This is a genomic window from Micromonospora sp. NPDC051925, assembly GCF_044548625.1.
Lineage (GTDB): Bacteria > Actinomycetota > Actinomycetes > Mycobacteriales > Micromonosporaceae > Micromonospora.
Map to the genome: position 1 here is coordinate 235,372 of NZ_JBIUCH010000004.1, position 18,256 is coordinate 253,627.

Annotated in this window: 15 protein-coding genes; 7 read left to right on the forward strand and 8 right to left on the reverse strand. The window is 72.8% G+C overall.

Annotated elements, in window-relative coordinates; translation table 11 throughout:
• Positions 1–128: 128 nt before the first annotated feature.
• From ACIG87_RS07530 to ACIG87_RS07545, 4 genes are all read left to right on the forward strand, one after another.
• Positions 129–416: a hypothetical protein gene (locus ACIG87_RS07530; RefSeq protein ID WP_396849071.1), complete on the forward strand. Its 288-nt coding sequence runs from the start codon at positions 129–131 to the stop codon at positions 414–416.
• Between the two features lie 313 nt (positions 417–729).
• Positions 730–1,725, forward strand: coding sequence for a hypothetical protein (locus ACIG87_RS07535; protein ID WP_396849073.1), 996 nt, complete (start codon positions 730–732; stop codon positions 1,723–1,725).
• 195 nt (positions 1,726–1,920) lie between these two features.
• Positions 1,921–2,625 (forward strand): SDR family NAD(P)-dependent oxidoreductase, encoded by a 705-nt coding sequence (locus ACIG87_RS07540; protein WP_396849075.1) that lies wholly within the window; start codon positions 1,921–1,923, stop codon positions 2,623–2,625.
• A 312-nt stretch (positions 2,626–2,937) separates the two neighbouring features.
• Positions 2,938–5,034 (forward strand): cellulose binding domain-containing protein, encoded by a 2,097-nt coding sequence (locus tag ACIG87_RS07545; RefSeq protein WP_396849076.1) that lies wholly within the window; start codon positions 2,938–2,940, stop codon positions 5,032–5,034.
• Between the two features lie 58 nt (positions 5,035–5,092).
• On the opposite strand, the gene ACIG87_RS07550 is transcribed toward ACIG87_RS07545, so the two are convergent.
• The 4 genes from ACIG87_RS07550 to ACIG87_RS07565 form a co-directional block, all read right to left on the reverse strand.
• Positions 5,093–6,988 (reverse strand): CocE/NonD family hydrolase, encoded by a 1,896-nt coding sequence (locus tag ACIG87_RS07550; protein ID WP_396849078.1) that lies wholly within the window; start codon positions 6,986–6,988, stop codon positions 5,093–5,095.
• Positions 6,989–7,108: 120 nt separating this feature from the next.
• Positions 7,109–8,020 (reverse strand): sulfotransferase family protein, encoded by a 912-nt coding sequence (locus ACIG87_RS07555; RefSeq protein WP_396849080.1) that lies wholly within the window; start codon positions 8,018–8,020, stop codon positions 7,109–7,111.
• A gap of 3 nt (positions 8,021–8,023) precedes the next feature.
• The gene (locus ACIG87_RS07560) at positions 8,024–9,073 is read right to left on the reverse strand and encodes a sulfotransferase family protein (RefSeq protein WP_396849082.1); all 1,050 of its coding nucleotides are present in this window, start codon (positions 9,071–9,073) and stop codon (positions 8,024–8,026) included.
• Complete coding sequence (locus tag ACIG87_RS07565) at positions 9,070–10,314, reverse strand: glycosyltransferase (RefSeq protein ID WP_396849083.1); 1,245 nt, start codon at positions 10,312–10,314, stop codon at positions 9,070–9,072. The genes ACIG87_RS07560 and ACIG87_RS07565 overlap by 4 nt, the downstream gene beginning before the upstream one ends.
• 238 nt (positions 10,315–10,552) lie before the next feature.
• Between ACIG87_RS07565 and ACIG87_RS07570 the strand changes: the two genes are divergently transcribed.
• From ACIG87_RS07570 to ACIG87_RS07580, 3 genes are read left to right on the forward strand one after another with little or no spacing between them, the layout of a single operon-like run.
• Positions 10,553–11,488, forward strand: a complete 936-nt coding sequence (locus ACIG87_RS07570; protein WP_396849085.1) for a hypothetical protein — start codon at positions 10,553–10,555, stop codon at positions 11,486–11,488.
• Positions 11,481–12,323 carry a sulfotransferase family protein gene (locus ACIG87_RS07575; RefSeq protein WP_396849086.1) on the forward strand — a complete coding sequence of 281 codons (843 nt, stop codon included), beginning with the start codon at positions 11,481–11,483 and terminating at the stop codon, positions 12,321–12,323. The genes ACIG87_RS07570 and ACIG87_RS07575 overlap by 8 nt, the downstream gene beginning before the upstream one ends.
• Positions 12,320–13,801 (forward strand): hypothetical protein, encoded by a 1,482-nt coding sequence (locus ACIG87_RS07580; protein ID WP_396849088.1) that lies wholly within the window; start codon positions 12,320–12,322, stop codon positions 13,799–13,801. The genes ACIG87_RS07575 and ACIG87_RS07580 overlap by 4 nt, the downstream gene beginning before the upstream one ends.
• 203 nt (positions 13,802–14,004) lie before the next feature.
• Here the strand turns inward: ACIG87_RS07580 and ACIG87_RS07585 are convergent, their stop codons facing one another.
• The 4 genes from ACIG87_RS07585 to ACIG87_RS07600 are packed head-to-tail and all read right to left on the reverse strand — an operon-like array spanning position 14,005 to position 18,255.
• Entirely contained in the window at positions 14,005–14,820 is an 816-nt protein-coding gene (locus ACIG87_RS07585) for a protein phosphatase 2C domain-containing protein (protein ID WP_396849090.1), read from the reverse strand.
• Entirely contained in the window at positions 14,820–15,698 is an 879-nt protein-coding gene (locus ACIG87_RS07590; protein WP_396849092.1) for a sigma-70 family RNA polymerase sigma factor, read from the reverse strand. The genes ACIG87_RS07585 and ACIG87_RS07590 overlap by 1 nt, the downstream gene beginning before the upstream one ends.
• Positions 15,699–15,733: 35 nt before the next feature.
• Positions 15,734–16,579, reverse strand: a complete 846-nt coding sequence (locus ACIG87_RS07595; RefSeq protein WP_396849094.1) for a sulfotransferase family protein — start codon at positions 16,577–16,579, stop codon at positions 15,734–15,736.
• Positions 16,576–18,255 carry a flippase gene (locus ACIG87_RS07600; RefSeq protein ID WP_396849095.1) on the reverse strand — a complete coding sequence of 560 codons (1,680 nt, stop codon included), beginning with the start codon at positions 18,253–18,255 and terminating at the stop codon, positions 16,576–16,578. Before ACIG87_RS07600 ends, ACIG87_RS07595 begins: the two co-directional genes overlap by 4 nt.
• Position 18,256: the final 1 nt, after the last annotated feature.

The following is an 18,256-nucleotide window of genomic DNA, read 5'->3' on the forward strand; positions in this document are numbered from 1 at the left end:
CGCCTGCCGCTCGGCCCTCATCCGTCGCGCCCACCGGGGCCGGTCGTCGTGGGCACTGTCGCTTCCCATACCGCCAGTATCCCGCCTCAACCTCGGCAGATCGCCGGCCGCAACCGGGGACCAGCACGATGAGACACCGCCCGATCAGGCCGGGCGACCTGCTACACCTCACCCGCGCCACCTCACCCCAGTTCACCAAACCGATCACCGTGAGAGCCATCCGCGAACTGGTCGACCAACACACCTACGACGGATGGCTATGGATCACCGCGTACCAGCTGAACGCCGCCGGAGACGCGGTCCGACACCGCGAACTGTTCCTCCGACGCGACGGCCTGCGCTGGCTGACCACGATGCCGACGACCCGCCGCGACGCCCCCCGCCCCGGACCCGACACCGCCCGGCACCGGCGGTGACCTCATGACCGGCCCCCTGCCGGGCCGACACACTCCATAGCGGCCGACCGGTTCCTGAGCTGGCACCACCCACCCGACTGACCGGACCAGCGCGACAGGTGGGACGGGCCGGTTTCACCGATCGGTTACCGCCGCTTCGGTGGGTGCGTCCGCTGAGGCAGGTCGATACCCTGGCCCGAGACGGGGGTTCACCGGGGCCGCGCGCCCGGCGTCGCCGGCTGCCCGGGACAGGTCGGGCGGTACGGCTGTCGGATCGATCGCGAGTTGCCCCGACCGCCACCGCTGCCATCATCGATCGTCCCGAGGAGCCGCCATGCCGCTGACCCCACCGACGAGATCACCGAAACGCCACCTGCTCGCCCTCACCCTCGCCCTGGGCGCGGTCGCGTTCGTCGGGGCCCCGGCGAACGCCGCCCCGGCGAACGCCGCCCCGGGGAACGCCGCCCGGCCGTCGGCCGCGCGGGCCGCCGACTGGACGCCCCTACCGGGCACGGCGCAGGCCCGGTCCGCGCCGGCCACCGTCACCTACGGCGGTGCCCTGCACGTCTTCGTCCAGGGCACCGGCGGTCAGGTACGGGTGAACCGCTACACGTCGAACACCGACGCCTGGTCCGGCTGGGCCACCGTGCCCGGTGACGCGGCGGCGACGTCGGCACCGACGGCGACCGTCTACGGCGGCTACCTGCAGCTGTTCGTCCAGGCCGGCCAGAAGGTGCGCGCCAACCAGTACTCCCTGGAGACCGGCACCTGGTCCGGCTGGACCACGGTCCCCGGCACCACGGGTGCCTCGTCGGCCCCGGCCACCACCGTCTACGGCGGTGACCTGCACCTGTTCGTCCGGGGCGCGAACGGCAAGGTGCGCACCAACCGGTACTCGCTGGACACCGCCACCTGGTCCGGCTGGGAGACCCTCGCCGGCCCGACCGGTGCCAACTCGGCCCCGGCCACCACTATCTACGGCGGTGACCTGCACGTGTTCGTCCGGGGCACCAACGGCAACCTGCGCACCGACCGGTACTCGTTGTCCACCGGCGCGTGGTCGGGCTGGAGCGACGTGCCCGGCAGCGCGGGCGCGACGTCGGCGCCGGGGGTCATGGTCTACGGCGGCGGGCTGCACGTCTTCGTCCGCAACACCGGCAACGACCTGCGGACCAACTGGTACCTCCAGGACACCGACGCCTGGGCGGGCTGGAGCACGATCGACGGCCCCGGCGAGGCGATCTCCGCTCCGGCGGGGAGCGTCTACGGCGGTCTGGTGCGGCTCTTCGTCCGGGGTGCCGGCGACGAGATCTACCAGGGACAGCCCTAGCAGCAGCCGGCCCGGCGGCCCCGCCGACGCTGCCCCGTCCACCGTCGAACCGGTGGGCGGGGCAGCGTCGCGTCCCCCGGCCGCGCGCCGGTGCCCTGCCGGCGACCCACCGCCAGATTCTCGACCGGTGCCCTGTGTCACCGACTTCGACACACCGCCCGAGGCCGGCGGCCGGCGAGGTCCTAGAGTGTCGGCATGGCTGTGCAGGCGCAGGGGCGGCGGGCGATCGTGGTGGGCAACAGCGACGGCGTCGGGCTGGCGCTCACCCGGCAACTGGTGGCGGCCGGCTGGACCGTCGCCGGGCTGTCCCGCAGCGCCAGCGACCTGACCGCCCCCGGGTACGACCACCACGTCGCCGACGTCACCGGCGACGACTACCGGGCGGTGCTGTCCGAGGTGGTCGGCCGGCTCGGCGGGGTCGACGTGTGTGTCTACGCGGCGGGTGTCGGCGAGATCTTCGACGTCGGTGACCTGGCGGCGCAGACCAGGGCGCTGGAGGTCAACCTGATCGGTGCGGCGCGCACCGTGGAGGTCGTCGTACCGGCGATGGTGGCCGGGGGCGGCGGTCACCTGGTGGGCCTGTCCAGCCTCGCCGACGCCGGACCGTCGGCCCAGGCCCCCGGCTACGCCGCGTCCAAGGCCGGGCTGACGTCGTACCTGGTCGGGCTGCGGGGCGCGCTGCGTCCCCACGGGGTACGGGTGACCGTCGTCCGGTTCGGGTTCGTCGACACCAAGATGGCCAAGTCGCCGGTGAAGCCCATGCTGCTCAGTGTGGAGCAGGCCGCCGACGTGGTGCGCGACTGCCTGCGCACCGGGCCGGCGGTCGTCTCCCGGCCCCGCCGGATGGCCGTGCTGGCGCGGGCGGCCGGGGTCGCGGCGACGGTGGCCGCCCGGCGTTGAGCCGTACCGGCCGCGGCGACCGGGGCCGACCGGCGGCACGGCACGGCGGCACGACGCCACCCGTGCCCACCGCCTTGAACTCGACGGGACCGCCGTGGGATTCTGATGCGTCGATGACTTGCCGCGCGCGGGGCTGACAGTCGTCCAAGGGCAACCGGGAGCCGGTGGGTTTTCCGGGGGACGGCGACAAGTGCGACGGAACGATGCCAACAGTCCGTCCATCAGTCCCGCCCGCCGTATCGGCACCTTCGTGGTGTGACGCGACCCCGATCAGCCGGGCGGTGCACTGTGGTGACCCACGAAGGAACCCGAATGAACAGAGATCTCGCCCCACCGTCGCGCCCGACGCAGCGCGGCCGGGGGCGCTGGACGGCGCTCACCGTGAGCCTGCTGCTCGCCACCGGCGGGCTCGCCGCGACCGGTCCGTCCAGCGCCGGCGCGGCGTCGGACACGGTCGCCGTGACCGTCAACGCCAACGCCGGGCTGGCCACCGTGCCGGACACCGCGCTGGGTGTCAACCACGCCATCTGGGACTCCCAGCTCGGCACCGCCGAAACGTCGGACCTGCTCAAGGCCGCCGGGGTCCGGATGATGCGCTACCCGGGCGGCTCGTACGCCGACATCTACCACTGGCGCGACCACACCGCGCCCGGCGGGTACGTCGCCCCGAACACCGACTTCGACACCTTCATGGCCGCCGCCCGGCGGGTCGGCGCCCAGCCGATGATCATCGCGAACTACGGCACCGGCACCCCGGCCGAGGCGGCCGACTGGGTGCGCTACGCCAACGTCACCAAGGGGTACGGCGCGAAGTACTGGACCATCGGCAACGAGAACTACGGCAACGGCCTGTACGGCTCGGCCTGGGAGGCCGACGACCACCCCGACAAGAGCGCCACCCAGTACGCCCGGCTGGTCGTCGAGTACGCCGACGCGATGAAGGCGGTCGACCCCACCGTCAAGGTCGGCGCGGTGCTGACCATGCCGGGGAACTGGCCGGACGGGATCACCGCCGGCAGCGACCCGGGGCCGTGGAACCGGACCGTGCTCTCCATCGCCGGCCCGAAGATCGACTTCGTGGACGTGCACTGGTACCCGGGTGGCAGCGCCGCCGAGTCGCTGGCCCGGACCGCCCACATCGACGAGGCGGCCCACCTGCTGCGCGACCACCTCGCCCGGTACGCCGGCCCGAACGCCGCCCGGATCGGCATCAGCTTCACCGAGCTGAACGTCGGGACCGGCCAGAACACCCAGCCCGGCGCGCTGTTCCTCGCCGACGCCTACAGCGACCTGCTGGAGAACGGCGTCTTCACGGTCCAGTGGTGGAACGTGCACAACGGCATCGGCACCGTGTCGGAGGTGGCCGGGCAGACCGACTACGGCGACTTCGGGCTGCTCTCCAGCGGCGGCTGCACCGCCGACAACTCGGTCTGCGAGCCGCCGCTGAACACCCCGTTCGCCCCCTACCACGGGCTGTCCATGATGAACCTGTTCGCCCGGCCGGGGGACCAGTTCGTCCGCGCCGCCACCGACCAGTCACTGGTCACCGCGCACGCCGTCCGGCGGGCCGACGGGGACCTCGCGGTGCTGCTGGTCAACAAGGACCCGGACACCGCGCACCCGGTCACCATCGACTACGCCGGCTTCACCCCGTCGGGTGCCGCGCCGACGACGCACACCCTCACCAACGGGGCGTCCGCCGTCGTCACCGGCCAGTCCGGCAGCGCGACCAGCCGTACGCTGCCGCCGTACTCGCTGACCACGCTGGTGCTGCGGCCCTCCGCGCCGGTCACCGCCCACCCCGCGCCGCCGGGGCAGCCCACCGCGAGCGGGGTCACCGACCGGGCGGCGGCCATCTCCTGGCCGCCGGCCCCGCCGAAGGGCGCCCCGATCGCCAAGTACGAGGTGTACCGGCAGAACGGGACGGTCAGCGAGCAGCTCGGCGAGACGGCCGACACCTCGTTCACCGTCGGCAACCTCGTCCCGGGCACCCGGTACACCGTCAACGTGCTGACCCGGGACACCACCGGGAAGGTCTCCTGGTCGTCGCCGCCGGTCACCTTCACCACCGGCGGCCCGACCGACAGCACCTGCACCGTGCGGCCCACCGTCGCCAGCGACTGGGGCAACGGCTGGGTCGGCAACGTCGAGATCGTCAACAACGGGGCGAACCCCGTCGACGGCTGGACGTTGACGTGGAGCTGGCCCACCGGCTGGCAGCAGGTGAGCAGCGGCTGGAGCGCCACCTGGACCCAGACCGGCCGTACCGTGACGGTCACCAGCACCGACGACAACCGGCGGATCGCCGCCGGTGGCAGCACCACCGCCGGTTTCGTCGGCTCCTACGGCGGCCCGAACGTCCCGCCCACCAGCTTCGTCCTCAACGGCACCCCCTGCACCATCGGGTAACCGAAGCCGGGTGGCCGTCGGCGCAGAGGTGCTGCGTCGGCGGCCACCCGAGGACCGGTCAGAGACCGGCGGCGTGCGCGGCGGTGGTGCCGCCGACCACCGGAAGAACGATCTTGCTGCTCTTCAGGGCGACCTTGATGTTCGCGGCGGTGGTGTCCGCCTGGCTGGAGTACTGCGGGTAGCTGGCCACGATGATCACACCGATCCGGTGGCCCGCCTTGAAGACGTAGTCCTCCGGCAGCAGCGGGAAGGTGAAGTTGTACGACTCCCCCACCACCAGCGGCACGGCCGTCCGGATCGACTGCCGGTTCTGGGCGTCCATGATGCCCTTGGTGACCAGTTCGTTGTCGGCCGTGGCGACCCGCTTCGCGGTCTGCTTGTAGCAGCCGTCGTCGGTCGGGCTGCTCTCCCCCCAGCAGTCCTCGGTGGTCAGGGTGATGATGCCCTCACCGGAGGCCTTGTGCGCCACCCGCTCGTCGGTGCCGTAGTCGACCAGGATCGCCCCGAAGTTGGTGTCGGTCTGGTCGGCCGAGGCCCGTAGCTGCACGGTCGGCGTACCGGAGATGTGCAGCGGAGCGGACAGCGGCGCGGACAGGAACGCCAGCCGGTTGGGCTGCACCGCGTCCGGGTTGAGGATCATCGTGTTCTGGGTCTGCGTACGGCTGTCCTGGAACGCTCCGGTCGCCGGCTTGGCGGTCGGCACCAGGCCGAGGCCGCCCGCGCCGGTGGTGCCGGGCTGGAGGAACACCTCGGTGTCGGCCTTGCCGGGGATCGGCCAGTCGGCGTGGGTCTCCCACACGTCGGCGGCCCGCTCCAGGTCGACCCGGGGCTCGTCCATGATCCCGTTGGCGACGCCGTGCAGCCAGAAGTCGAACCACCGGTGCAGGGTGGACACCCACACCGCGCGCCGCGAGTCGAACGGGTCGACGTGCCCCTCCTGGGACAGCCACAGCTTGCGCGGGACGTTGTTCTCCGCCAGGGCGTACCAGAACTTGCTGAAGTGGTCCGCGCGGACGTTGTCGTCGTTGAGACCGTGGTAGAGCAGCACGCTGGCGGTCATGTTGGGGACCTTCTTGACGTAGCTGCGCTCGTTCCAGAAGGCGGTGTAGTCGCCGGTCTCGTCGCCGTCGGCGGCACCCATCGCGTCCCGTACCGGCTTGCAGTACTCCCGCCGCTCCGGGTTGGTGACCGTGTTGGCCAGCGACGACACGTAGCTGTTGCCCCGGGTGACCACGCCGTTGCTGCGCACGTAGTCGTAGTACTCGGTGGGTCCACTGATCGGCACCACAGTGGTCAGGCCCTTGACGCCGGTCACCGCCGTCGCCATGGCCAGCGAGCCGTCGTACGACTTGCCGATCATGCCGGACTTGCCGTTGTGCCAGTCCGCCGTGACCACCTGGCCGGCGGCGTTGCGGGCGGTGGCCCGGCCGTTGAGCCAGTTGATCGCCTGCTTGGCGCTGAGGTTGTCCTGGTTGGCGTTGGTGGTGGGGCAGCCGGTGGAGTTGTTGGTGCCCACCATGTCCAGCAGGATCACCGCGTAACCGCGCGGCACGAAGTAGTTGTCGTAGAACAGCGGCCACTTGTCGAGCAGGCCGTCCCCGTCCAGGTCGGCCTTACACTCGGACTCGTTGCCCCGGCAGACCGTCGAGTAGTACGGACTGGCGTCCATGATGACCGGGACCTTCAGCCCGTTCGCGGTGGCCGCCGGCCGCATCAGGTCGAACGCGATGATGTCGCGCAGCCCGTCGTTGTCGCTGTCGAAGGTGGAGTCGATGAACAGGCGTTCCCGGATGGCGTCGGCATAGCCGAACACCGGCTGGGTGACCCCGTCCTGGACCACGATCGTCGGTACGTCCGACGCCGCCACCGCCTGCGGTGCCGCGCCCAGGGCGGCGAGCACCACCGCGGACAGTACGGCCACCCCGGCGCGAAGCGGCGTTACCATTCCAGCCATGCAGTCTCCTTGAGGTTTCCCGAGACTGCGAACGCTATGGACTGGCCGGCCCCCGCCACCACCTGCACCTGTAGGAACTTTGCCCGCGCCGCTCCGACTGCACCGGCACGACCGCACCGGTCAGTCCCGGTAACCCCACTGCCGCAGCGGCTTGTCCAGCACCCGTTCGACGGCGGCGAGCTGCTCGACGCCCAACTCGTCGTGGTACGCCGCCCGTCGCCCGGCGTGGAACCGGTACCGCCCGAACCCCTTCTCGAACTCGGGTGACCAGTCCAGCTCGAGGAAGTCGAGCATCCGGGCCACCTCGGCGCGCGGGTCGGTGAGCAGGTCCTCGTAGCGCACGTCGAGCCACTGCCCCTCGGGGTGCGCGGCCCGTGCCTCGGCGAACCGGTCCATCAGCATCTTCCAGCCCAGGGCGGCGAGCACCGGGAACGACCGGTCGTGTTCCTCCCACTCCTGGCGAAGGTCGGTCGGCAACGGCCCGAGGAACCAGTTCTCCGGCCCGCGCCAGCCGTCCCACCAGCCCATCTGGAGCCAGGAGTTGGTGACCGCCCGGCCGTCCCGGACCACGTTGACCACCCGCAGCCCCGGATAGCCGGCCCGCAGGAATCCGGTACGCGGCCAGCCGGTCACGTGGTGCAGCAGCAGCCGGCACCCCTGGCGTTCGATCCGGGCGTCGAAGAAGGCACGCAGCCGCCGCCGCAGGTACGGGGTGAGATCCTCGGCGGTCAGATCCCGGCACGGGCGGGAGAAGCCGGCCACCACGTGCCGGTCCAGCAGGTGGTACGCCTCCGACGGGGCGACCCGCAGCCGGCCCTTCTCCAGCAGCCGGCGGCTGTGCCGCAGCGACGTCATGCCCGCCGGGCGGGGCGCCGACCGCCGGTACAGCGGCCCGTTGAGCCGGCCGCCCAGGTTGAGCCGGGACAGCTTGTCGTCGACGCCGGAGACGAACCCCACACCGGGGTGCCGGGACAACAGCTCCTGCACCAGGGTCGAACCGCACCGCCCGGTGCCCACCACCACCGCCAACATCCCTCAGCCCTCCTCTTGCCCGGTCAGCCCCGAACGCCCCGCCACCGCCGACTGCCCGGCCTCTGCCGACTGCCCGGTCTCTGCCGGTTGCCCGGTCTCTGCCGACTGCTCCGTCACCGCTGGCCCGCCGCGACGCCACGGGTAGCCGAACCGGCGCAGTCCCGGCGCGGTCAGCCCGGTGACCAGCGCGTACGACCAGCGGGACAGGTCGTGCCGCCACTGCACGTCGGCGGTTACCGGCACCACGCCGGTCCGGTGCCGGGACGGGTTGCCGGCCACCGAGTGCGTCGGCGTCAACCGCACCGTCGCCGGCCCGGTGAACGGGGTGTTCCCGGCATCGTCGACACCGGCGAACGCGACGATCCGGCGCAGCGTCGCCTCCGGGTCGGCGGTCAGGTCCTCGTAACGCACCCGCAGGTAGCCCGCCGGCGTGCCACCCCACAGCCGGACGGTCACGGTGTTCCAGACCAGCCAGAGCAGGGCGGCCTTCCACACCGGCGGTCGGCTCATCAGCTCCGGGTCGGTGTCGCCGTCGAGGCCCCGGCGGCGACGCCAGGAGAAGGCGGTGGCCCGGGGGTCGCGTACCAGGTGCAGCACCCGCAGCTCGATCCCGGGCAGCGCGCCGACCAGCGCGCCGTACGGGGGCAGCTTCGACGAGTCGACCACCACCCGTGCCCCGGTGTGCCGGGCCACGGCGGCGTACAGGTCGGCCAGCGCCGCGTCGTCCGGATGCGCGGGCACCGGCCGTTGACCGCGCCGGTGCCGGCGCAGCAACCCGGGGAGCCCGCGCATCCGCAGCCGGCCGCGCAGCCCGGCGGCGATCACGGCGGCCCGGTCCACCGGCAGGTCCCGGCGCACCTCCCGCCACAGCGGGCAGTCCCGCAACGGCCGGCCGCAGCCACAGGGCCGGTTCTCCACCTCGCCGCGCTGCCACAGGTAGCGCAGCTCCCCGGCGGCGAAGACCCCGTCGTACTGGCCGAGCACCGTGGTGACCAGGGTGCTGCCGCTGCGTCCGCTGCCGGCCAGGTAGAGCACCCGCACCGGCGGGTTCACACCGGCTCCCGCAGGGTCCGCGCGGCGGTCGCGTAGACCTCCCGCAGCCGGGCCAGGTGCGCCTGCGGGGAGAAGTCCCGCTCCACCCGCGCCCGCCCGGCCCGCCCCATCCGGTACGCCCGTGCCGGGTCGGCCAGGACCCGGCCCAGCCCGGCAGCCAGCGCGGCGGGGTCGTCGGCGGGCACCACCTCGCCGTCCACCCCGGGGGTGACCAGCTCGGGCAGCCCGCCCAGGTCGGAGGCGACCACCGGCACCCCGCAGCCGTACGCCTCCAGCACCGCCATCGGCTGGTTCTCGTTCCACCGCGACGGCACCGCCACCACCGCCGCGGACCGGACCAGCTCGTGCAGCCGGGTCTTGTCCAGCCGCCCGTGGAACCGGACCCGGCCGGGAGCCCGCCGGTCGGCCAGCTCGGTCAGCCCGGCGCGGGCCGGACCGTCACCGGCCACCTCCAGCACGACGTCGGCCGGCAGCCGGGTGAGCGCCTCGATCAGCACGTCGACGCCCTTCTCCGGGGCCAGTCGGCCGGCGAAGACCACCGCACCGCCGGGGGCCGGCTTCACCGCCGTCGCGGCGACGTCGACGAAGTGGGACACCACGTGCATCCGATCGGGGAAGACGCCGGCCCGGCGCATCACGTCGGCCAGGAAGCGGCTGGGGCTGACGAACGCCTGCACCGGCCCGTACGCCCGGGTGGAACGGTGCAGCCAGGACTCCACGGCGAGCAGCGAGCTGGCCCCGAGCGAACCGTCCTTGCAGCGGCGTCGGACCGCGCGCAGCGGACCGCCGGTCACGCAGGCGTCGCAGACCGCACCCCGGTCGAGCATCTGGTAGCTGGGACAGGCCAGCTTGTAGTCGTGCAGGGTCATCACCGCCGGCACCCGGGCCGCCCGCACCGCGGCCAGCACCGACGGGGAGAGCTGGTGGTAGATGTTGTGCAGGTGGACCACGTCGGGCCGGAAGTCGTCGAGCACCCGGGCCAGACCCCGCCGGCTGGCCGGCGACCAGATCATCCGGGCCGCCGCCGCCGCACGCGGGCCCGCGCCGCGCGGCGGCGGGTCCAGCTCCACCCGGGACGGGAAGTGCCGGGCGTACGGGGTCGGGGCGTCGTTGTCGGGGTGGGTCATGCCGAAGAAGGCCACCTCGTCGCCGTCGCCCCGTTGCAGCTCGGCGACGTCGAGCAGGTAGCCCTCCGCGCCGCCGCGCCGGTAGAGGAACTTGTTGACATGGAGGACACGCATCGGCCTGCTCCGGGGGGTGGCTGCTGCGGCCCGCTGGGGTTGGGGGGTGGGGTGTGACCCCGGACAGCAGCGGTGACCAGGGGCCCCACCGTATGCAACGCGGGCGTCGCGAGTCCAGTCATGATCCCCAAGTAGCCACACGGCCCATCCTCCGCTGACCACACGGCCACGTGGTCAGCCGCCATGATCTGCCGGTACGGTGTGCCCGACCCCACTTGACGTGCCCGAGGAGGACCCGGTGCCCGATCCCGACGAACCCTCGGCGCTGGCGTACACCGCCCGACGGGTCCGTCGACACCTGCGGTGGATCCGCACCGAGGGCATCCGTCGGCTGATCGAGGAGGACCGGCTCGACCCGGTCGAGCGGGCCGGCACCGCACTGGCCAAGTGGCGCTGGCGGCGGGCCCATCCGGGGCCGCCCGGCCGGGCCGTCCCGGTCTACCTGGTGGGCCTGCAACGCTCCGGCACCAACATGCTGACCCGGGGGCTGGACGCGGACCCGTCGGTCGAGGTGCGCAACGAGAACGACCGGGCGGTGTTCCACCGCTTCCGGTTGCGCCCCGACCCGGTGCTCAGCGCCGTCATCCGACGCAGCCGGCACCGGTACGTGCTGGTCAAGCCGCTGTGCGACACGCACCGGGTGGACGAGCTGCTCGACCTGGCCGGGGTCGCGCCGGGGCAGGCGTTGTGGGCGTACCGGGACGTCGACGACCGGGCCCGCTCCGAGGTGGCGAAGTTCGGCGACGCCAACCTGCGGGCGCTGCGGGCGATCGCCGACGGCACCATCGGCGACCGGTGGCAGGGCCAGCGCCTGTCCGAGTCGGCCCGGGAGCTGATCGCCGGTTTCGACCACGACCGGATGACCCCGCACACCGCCGCCGCCCTGTTCTGGTACGTGCGCAACTCGCTGTACTTCTCCCTCGGCCTGGCCGACCGCCCGGACACCCTGCTCTGCTCGTACGACGCGCTTGTCGCCGATCCGCCCGGGTACACCCGGCGGCTGTGCGCGTTCCTCGACCTGCCGTACGACCCGGTCCTGCACGCCCACGTCGGCGCACGCACCCCGCCGCGGCCCCGGCTGGAGATCGACGCCCAGGTGCGGGCACTGTGCACCGAACTGACCGGCCGGCTGGACGCGGTGGCCGGCCGACACGAGGCGGTGGACCATGGCTGACCCGCACGCCCCGACCCCGGACGCCCCGGTGGGCCTGGACACGGCGGCCGGTCCGGACGACCGGCCGGACGCGCCCCGGGGGCCGATCTTCCTGGTCGGGTGCCAGCGGTCGGGCACGACGATGCTGCGCCTGGTGCTCGACTCGCACTCCCGGGTCAGCTGCGGCCCGGAGACCCGGTTCCTGACCGACATGCAGCGCATCGTCGGGCGGGACTGGGAGCGGCTGGCCCGCTTCGGGTTCCCCCGCGAGTACTGGCTGGGCCGCATCGCCGACTTCTTCGGTGGCATCCAGGCCGACTACGCCCGGTCGCGGGGCAAGACCCGCTGGGCCGACAAGACGCCGCTGTACGCGCTGTCCATCGACTTCCTCGCCGAGGTCTTCCCGGACGCACAGTTCGTGCACGTGGTACGGGACGGCCGGGACGTGGTGGTCTCGCACCGCAAGCGGTTCGGCTACTGGTCGGCGGTCAAGTGCGTGGTGAAGTGGCCGCGCTACATCCGGATCGCCCGCGCCTCCGGTGCCCGACTGCCCGCCGACCGCTACTACGAACTGCGCTACGAGGAGACGGTCACCGACCCGGAGAAGGCCATGCGTGGCCTGTTCGAGTTCCTCGGCGAACCCTGGGAGGCAGGCGTGCTCGACTACGACGGCAAGCAGCACGACGTGGCGGGCAAGTACACCGCCGAGGCGGACCGGCGGCGGGCCGCCGCCGGCACCGACGCCCCGATCTACGGCTCCCGGGTCGGCACGTACCGCCGGGAGTTGGACCCCTTCCTGCGGGTGCTGGTCCGGGTCTTCTCCGGTGCCACGCTGCGCGAACTGGGTTACCGGTGACCCGCCGGGTCGGGCGACGGCGGGCGCTGCTGGCCGGCACGCTGCTGGTCGCCCTGTTCGCCGGGGCGGCCTGTTCGGACGATCCCGCCCCCGGGCCGACCCCGTCGGCGACCGCCCCGACACCGTCGGCCGGGGCCAGCAGCGCCGCGCCGCCGGCCGACGGCACGGTCCGCAACCCGTTCGGCGCACACTGGGACTGGTCCCGGCACGACCAGTTCGTGCCGTACCTGGAGAAGCTCTCCGGCTCGACGACGTACCACGAGCTGAGCTGGTGTGACATCGAGAAGACCCAGGGCAGCCCGGACTTCTCGGCGGTGGACCAGATCGCCGAGCGCAGTCGGAAGCTCGGCATCACCCTGCACCTGAAGATCCGTACCGGGGTGTGCTGGGCGACCGGCGGCACCGCCCAGTTCACCCGGGGGCAGGCCAACAAGACCGAGTCGGCGATGCCGACGGACCTCGCCACGTACCAGAACTTCGTCCGCGACCTGGTGAAGCGGTACGCGCCCTACGGGGTCCACGAGTACGCCATCGAGAACGAGGTCAACGCGCAGCAGTACTGGGCCGGCAGCCCGGAGGACTACCGACGGCTGGTCACCGCCGCCGCCGAGGCGATCCGGTCGGCCGACCCGAAGGCCAAGGTGGTCGACTCGGGAATGAGCAGCGTGGCGTACGGGATGGGGGTCGCCGACCGGCTGCTGCGGGCCGGTCAGGAAGACCAGGCCGTCGCCGCCTACCAGGCGTACTTCCAGCGGCGGATCGGCACCCGGGGTCGGCTGATCCCGGCAGTCGGTGACCCGGCGGCGCTGCGCGCCGCGCTGGGCAACACGCAGAACGCCCGCAACCTGGCCTACCTCACGGTCACCGAGAAACTGCTCGACGACGGGGTGGTCGACGTCCGGCAACTGCACTTCTACGAGCACTTCTCCGGGGTGCCGGCGCTGCTGGACTACCTGCGGGCGGAAACCCCGGCCGGCGTTCCCACCCAGGCGTGGGAGGTCGGCCAGTTCTGGAAGGACGGCGCCGACGACGCCGCCGCCCGGGGCGACGAGATGGTCAAGGTGGTCAGTCAACTGGTGGCCGGCGGCATCCACGAGGTGCTCTGGCTGCCGTTGGCGTACAACCCGAACAACCGGGCCGGCGCGGAGGTCCGCTACGGCCTGCTCGACCCGGACGGCACGCAGCGTCAGGCCGGCGCGATGATGGCCGCCCTGGCGGCGGCGGCCCGGGACGCGACCGTCGAGCCGGTGAACGGCAAGGGGCTGACCGGGGTGGCGTTCCGGCGCGGCGCGGAGAGCACGCTGGTGGTCTGGTCGGCCTCCGCTGGCACCGTGTCGCTACCGGTCACGGCCGGCCTGACCGGCGGCCCGGTCGGCGGCGACCCGACCGCCCGCACCGGCGCGTTGTCGATCGGGCCCAGCCCGGTGCTGCTGCGGGCGAAGGGCGACCCGGCCGCCGTCCTCGCCCCGATCCGCTGACCGGCCCGCCCGACGGGCCGGTCCGGCGGCGGGACGGCGGGGGCCGGTGCCGTCGGGCCGCGGGTGGTGACGGTGGGGGCAGCATGATCAGATTGCAATTCTGCGCACTATCCTCGGCGTGTCGTCTCCAAAATTGCAATCCGATCATGGTTCCGGGCAGTGGCGGGGCGGCCGGTCACCAGGTGCGGGGCCAGCCGAGCGGGTCACCCGGTTCGGGCAGCGTAGACGGCGGTGGCGTCGTCGCTGCACTTGTTGCGCGCCCAACGCAGGCACGACGGATCCGCCGCCTCGATGGCGCGCACACTTCGGATCAGTGCCGCCGGGCCCTCCTTGTCGAGGATGTCGAGGACGTCGGCCCAGGTCGACAGGCCGAACAACGCCACTGACCGGGCAGCACCGTCGGTCAGCACGGCCACCCGCCGTACGCCGTCGAGCGGCACTTCGCCGGTGATCGCCTGGCTGGCGGCGGCCGGGTCGGCGGCGGCCACCCAGTAGCCCCCCGGTCGATTCCGGGCAGCCAGTTCGGCATGCTTCATCCGCAACAACGCGGCCTGCTTCGCCGCCGAGCCGAACGGGTGACGGTCAGCATGCTCCCGTTCGGCACGCGCCGTCCTGTCCACCCGGTCGTCCGTGACGACCCGGATGCCGTCGGCGGTGTCGATGACGACTGTCACGTCACCGAGCACCAGGAACTCCAGCGAGCCGTCGCGGGGCCGCAGCACCGCGGTCGCGGCGGACGGGGTGCCCGGGTGGTCGAGGTCGCACGGGTGCCGGTGCTGGTCGGCGACGCTGCGGATGCCCTGGGCCAGGGCATCGGCCAGGTGGGTGTCCCGATCCACCGCGAGGCCAGCGAGCGCCGAGCCGAGCTTCGCGGCGTACCAGGCGACGCCGTGGTCGCAGCCGGTGCCGGTGCGGGCTGTCGCCCCGTCGAGCACGACGGTCAGATTCTCTCCGGCGAGAGCCCAGTCCTCGTTGGGCACCGTCGGGTCACCTGCCTCCGAGGCCGTGGAGACGCGCATCACGGCACCCCTTCAACACGGTGGATCGGCGTCAGGGCGTCGACCTTCTCGATCGTCCGCTTTCGCGGGTCGTAGGTGCAGGCCACCAGGAGGGAGAAGCGCCGAGTCTTCACCTCACGGTACAACTCGTCGAGGTGGTCGTGTAGGTAGTGGGCGACACCGAGAGTGCCCATCGCGTGGATGCCGGCGAGATACAGGAACGTGCCGCGCCCGTCAGGCCGGGGAAGTCGACCGAGGTAGCCGTAATCGATTGGTTCACCGGAGTCAGACGACGAGCGGAACGCCTCACCGGTCCGGTGATTCACCAGGTAATGACCGTCGTCGTCCGTGCAGAATCCGAACATGGTGTCGGCGGCGACCACCTGACCGACGAACGGCAGTATTCGAGGGCTGCCGATCACGATGAGATTGGCGCGGTTGAGGTCGACCATGCCAGGTGGACGGACCACCTCGTACTCGGATGCCAGACCAAGACCCCGGGCAAGAGCGGACAGCTTCTCGTATGTGGCGAGCATCTCGGCTGACACCACAGCGTACGGATCCTTCTTGCCAGCCTCGAGCTGGTCGCCCACGGCGATGGTCAGCTCCCCGGTACCGAGCATCGTCCGCTCCGGGCGCGGTCCCGAGGACAGGAGTTGGCCTACCCGAGCACGGGTCATACCGACGACTCCAGCGATCTGGGTATGGGCCATGCCCTGCGACACCATCTCGTCCAGTGCCGCGCGGCGCAACCTGGACAACTCGTTGACCGCCGCTTGGTGCTCGTCGATAAGCTCGCTGGCTTTGCGTGCCCTCGCCACAGGGTCACGGATCTGCGCTACTCCGGAGTGGCTGATCCTCACAGGCATCTCCCGTTCGCCGCTTCGTTCGGGCGACACGACACGAAGACTGTTGACGGGGATGGCCCGCTCGCTCACCAGGTGTGCGGCCAGTCGAGCAGGTCGGCCAGCCGGGCGTTGTGCGGGGCGAACTCGGCGGCCAGTTTGGTCCGCAGTGCGGGGGTGAGCTCGGACGGGCCGGTGTCCGTCCGGCGGGTGTGCCGGGCGAACTCCACCGGGGTGAACGGGGCCAGGTTGAGGAAGCGCAGCACGCCCGCATAGGTGGTGGCCGGGTCGGCGTACAGGTCCTCGCTGCGGATCACGTGCAGCCGTTCGGGGGGCAGGTGGGCGTACCAGCGGTCGAGCTGTTCGGCGTAGCGGCCCCGGGCGGCGTAGGAGAAGTTGCGCAGCGCGTGGTGGGCCGCCGGGGTGTCCGGCCCGTCGGCCAGCGCCCCGGCCAGCCGCCCCGGTTCGGCGGCGAGCGCCTCGGCGAAGCCCAGCGGCTCCACACCGTACGAGCGGGTGTGCAGGTAGTGCGAGTAGGCCCGCTCGACCGGGTCGCGCAGCAGCGCCACGAACCGGGCCTCGGGCAGCGTCGACGCCACCCGGGCCGGGACGCCGGGGTGGAACAGGTAGTAGGGGCTGGCCTCGAAGCTGTGCCGGCCGGCGGCGGCCGGCGGGAAGTGCGCCCGGTACCAGCGCTGGCCCCGCCCGAAGTGCAGGCTGAAGAACTGGAGCTCCTTGCCGGTGGCGGCCCGCACGTCGGGGTGCGCGGCGAGGTAGTGGTGCAGCGAGGTGGTGCCGCACCGCTGCCCGCCGATGATCAGGAAGTCGGGTAGCGCGCCGACCCGGCCGGGCCACGCCGCCCGCCCCCAGGCGCGGGTGCCGCGTACCGCCCGACGCAGCCGGTCCACGGTGGCCCGGCGCGGCCCGGCGCTCACCGCGACACCGCCCGGCCGGAAGCAGCCCTGCCGCCCCCGGCCCCGTCGGACCCGGTCGGGCCCCCGTCGCCGGACGAACCGTCGCCGGACCGGCCGGTGTCGCCGGATCCGGGTGGGTCGCCGTCGGCCCGGTCGCGCGGGTCGACACCCGGGGGGACGACCCGCGCGGTGCCGGGCGGGACGCCGCGGCGGCGACGGGCCAGGGTGCGCAGCACCATCAGATCCTCCCGGCTGAGTCCCAGCGCCAACACGGTCGCCAGGTAGACCGCCACGATCGTGGTCAGGCCGGCAGCCGGCCCCCACGGCCAGCCCGGCACCAGCCAGCGCACCAGCAGCCCGGCGACCAGCGCGGCCACCCCGGCGGCGAGCCCCTTGGCCATCCCGAGGGTGAACGGCAACGCGCCGACCAGGTGGCGGACCTGCACCACCCGCGCGATGTTGACCACGATCAGCGAGGCGCTCCACGCCGCCGCCGCGCCGACGATCCCGTACGCGGGGATGAGCCACAGGTTGAGCAGCACGTTGAGCACCAGGGCGACGAGATTGTCTGCCATGTTGACGGCCACCCGGCCGGACATGTTCAGCACCGTGCCGCACGGGCCGGTCGCCGCGTTGACGAGCTGGCCCAGGGCGAGGATCACGGTCACCGCCGCGCCGGTGGCGACCTCGCCGCCGAAGACCCGCAGCAGGTCGCCCGGGAGGACCAGCAGCGCCACGAACGCCGGCAGCGACAGCCGGACCACCCAGCCGGTGGCCACCGCGTACACCCGACGGACGTCGTCGAGGTCCCCCCGGTGGTAGAGGTGCGCCAGGTACGGGCCGAACGCGGCGTTGACCGGCGCGAGGACGAAGATGGCGACGGTGACCAGCCGGGTGGCGACGTTGTAGACACCGATCTCCGGGTTGGCGAAGAAACCCAGCAGCAGGGTGTCGACCCAGATCAGCCCGGTCGACGACAGCGACGACACCCAGCTGACCGTGGAGAAGCGGAACAGTTCCCGGGGCCGGTGCACCGGGCGGGCCGGCGGCACCCGGCGGACCAGCCGGCCCAGGGCCACCAGGGCGAGCAGGGCAGCCGACCAGCCGGCCGCCACCAGCGCCCAGAACGCCTCGGTCAGCCCCGCGCCGGTGGCCAGGGCGAGCACGGTGAGCAGCAGCCGGGTGCCGGGCTCGTAGAGCTGGCCGATGAAGGTGAACGGCCGCTGGGTACGCCAGCCCCGGGTCGCCGCGAGGGCCGCCTCGCAGATCGTCGAGGCGGGCAGGGTCAGCGCGACCAGCCGCAGGCCGGTGACGAGCCCGGGGTCGTGCAGCCGGTCGGCGAGCCACGGTGCGCCCCAGGCCAGCGCCCCGGCGAGGACGACCGACGAGCCGGCCGAGACGGCCAGCCCCAACCGGATGGTGCCCCTCAGCGCCGGGGCGTCGGAGTCGGCCAGGTACACCGCCACGAACCGGGTCAACCCGGCCCGGAACCCGGACAGCGAGAGCAGGCCGGCCAGCGACAGCACGGCGTAGCACTGGGCGTACCGGCCGACCTCCCGAATGCCGAGCACCCGGGCCAGCAGCAGCATGATCAGGAAGACCGCCGCCTGGCTGAGCAGGGCGCCGAGCAGGTTGAGCCCGCCGCCCCGGGCCATTCCCCGGACGTGCTGGTCGCCCCGCACGGACGCTTCGGGCACG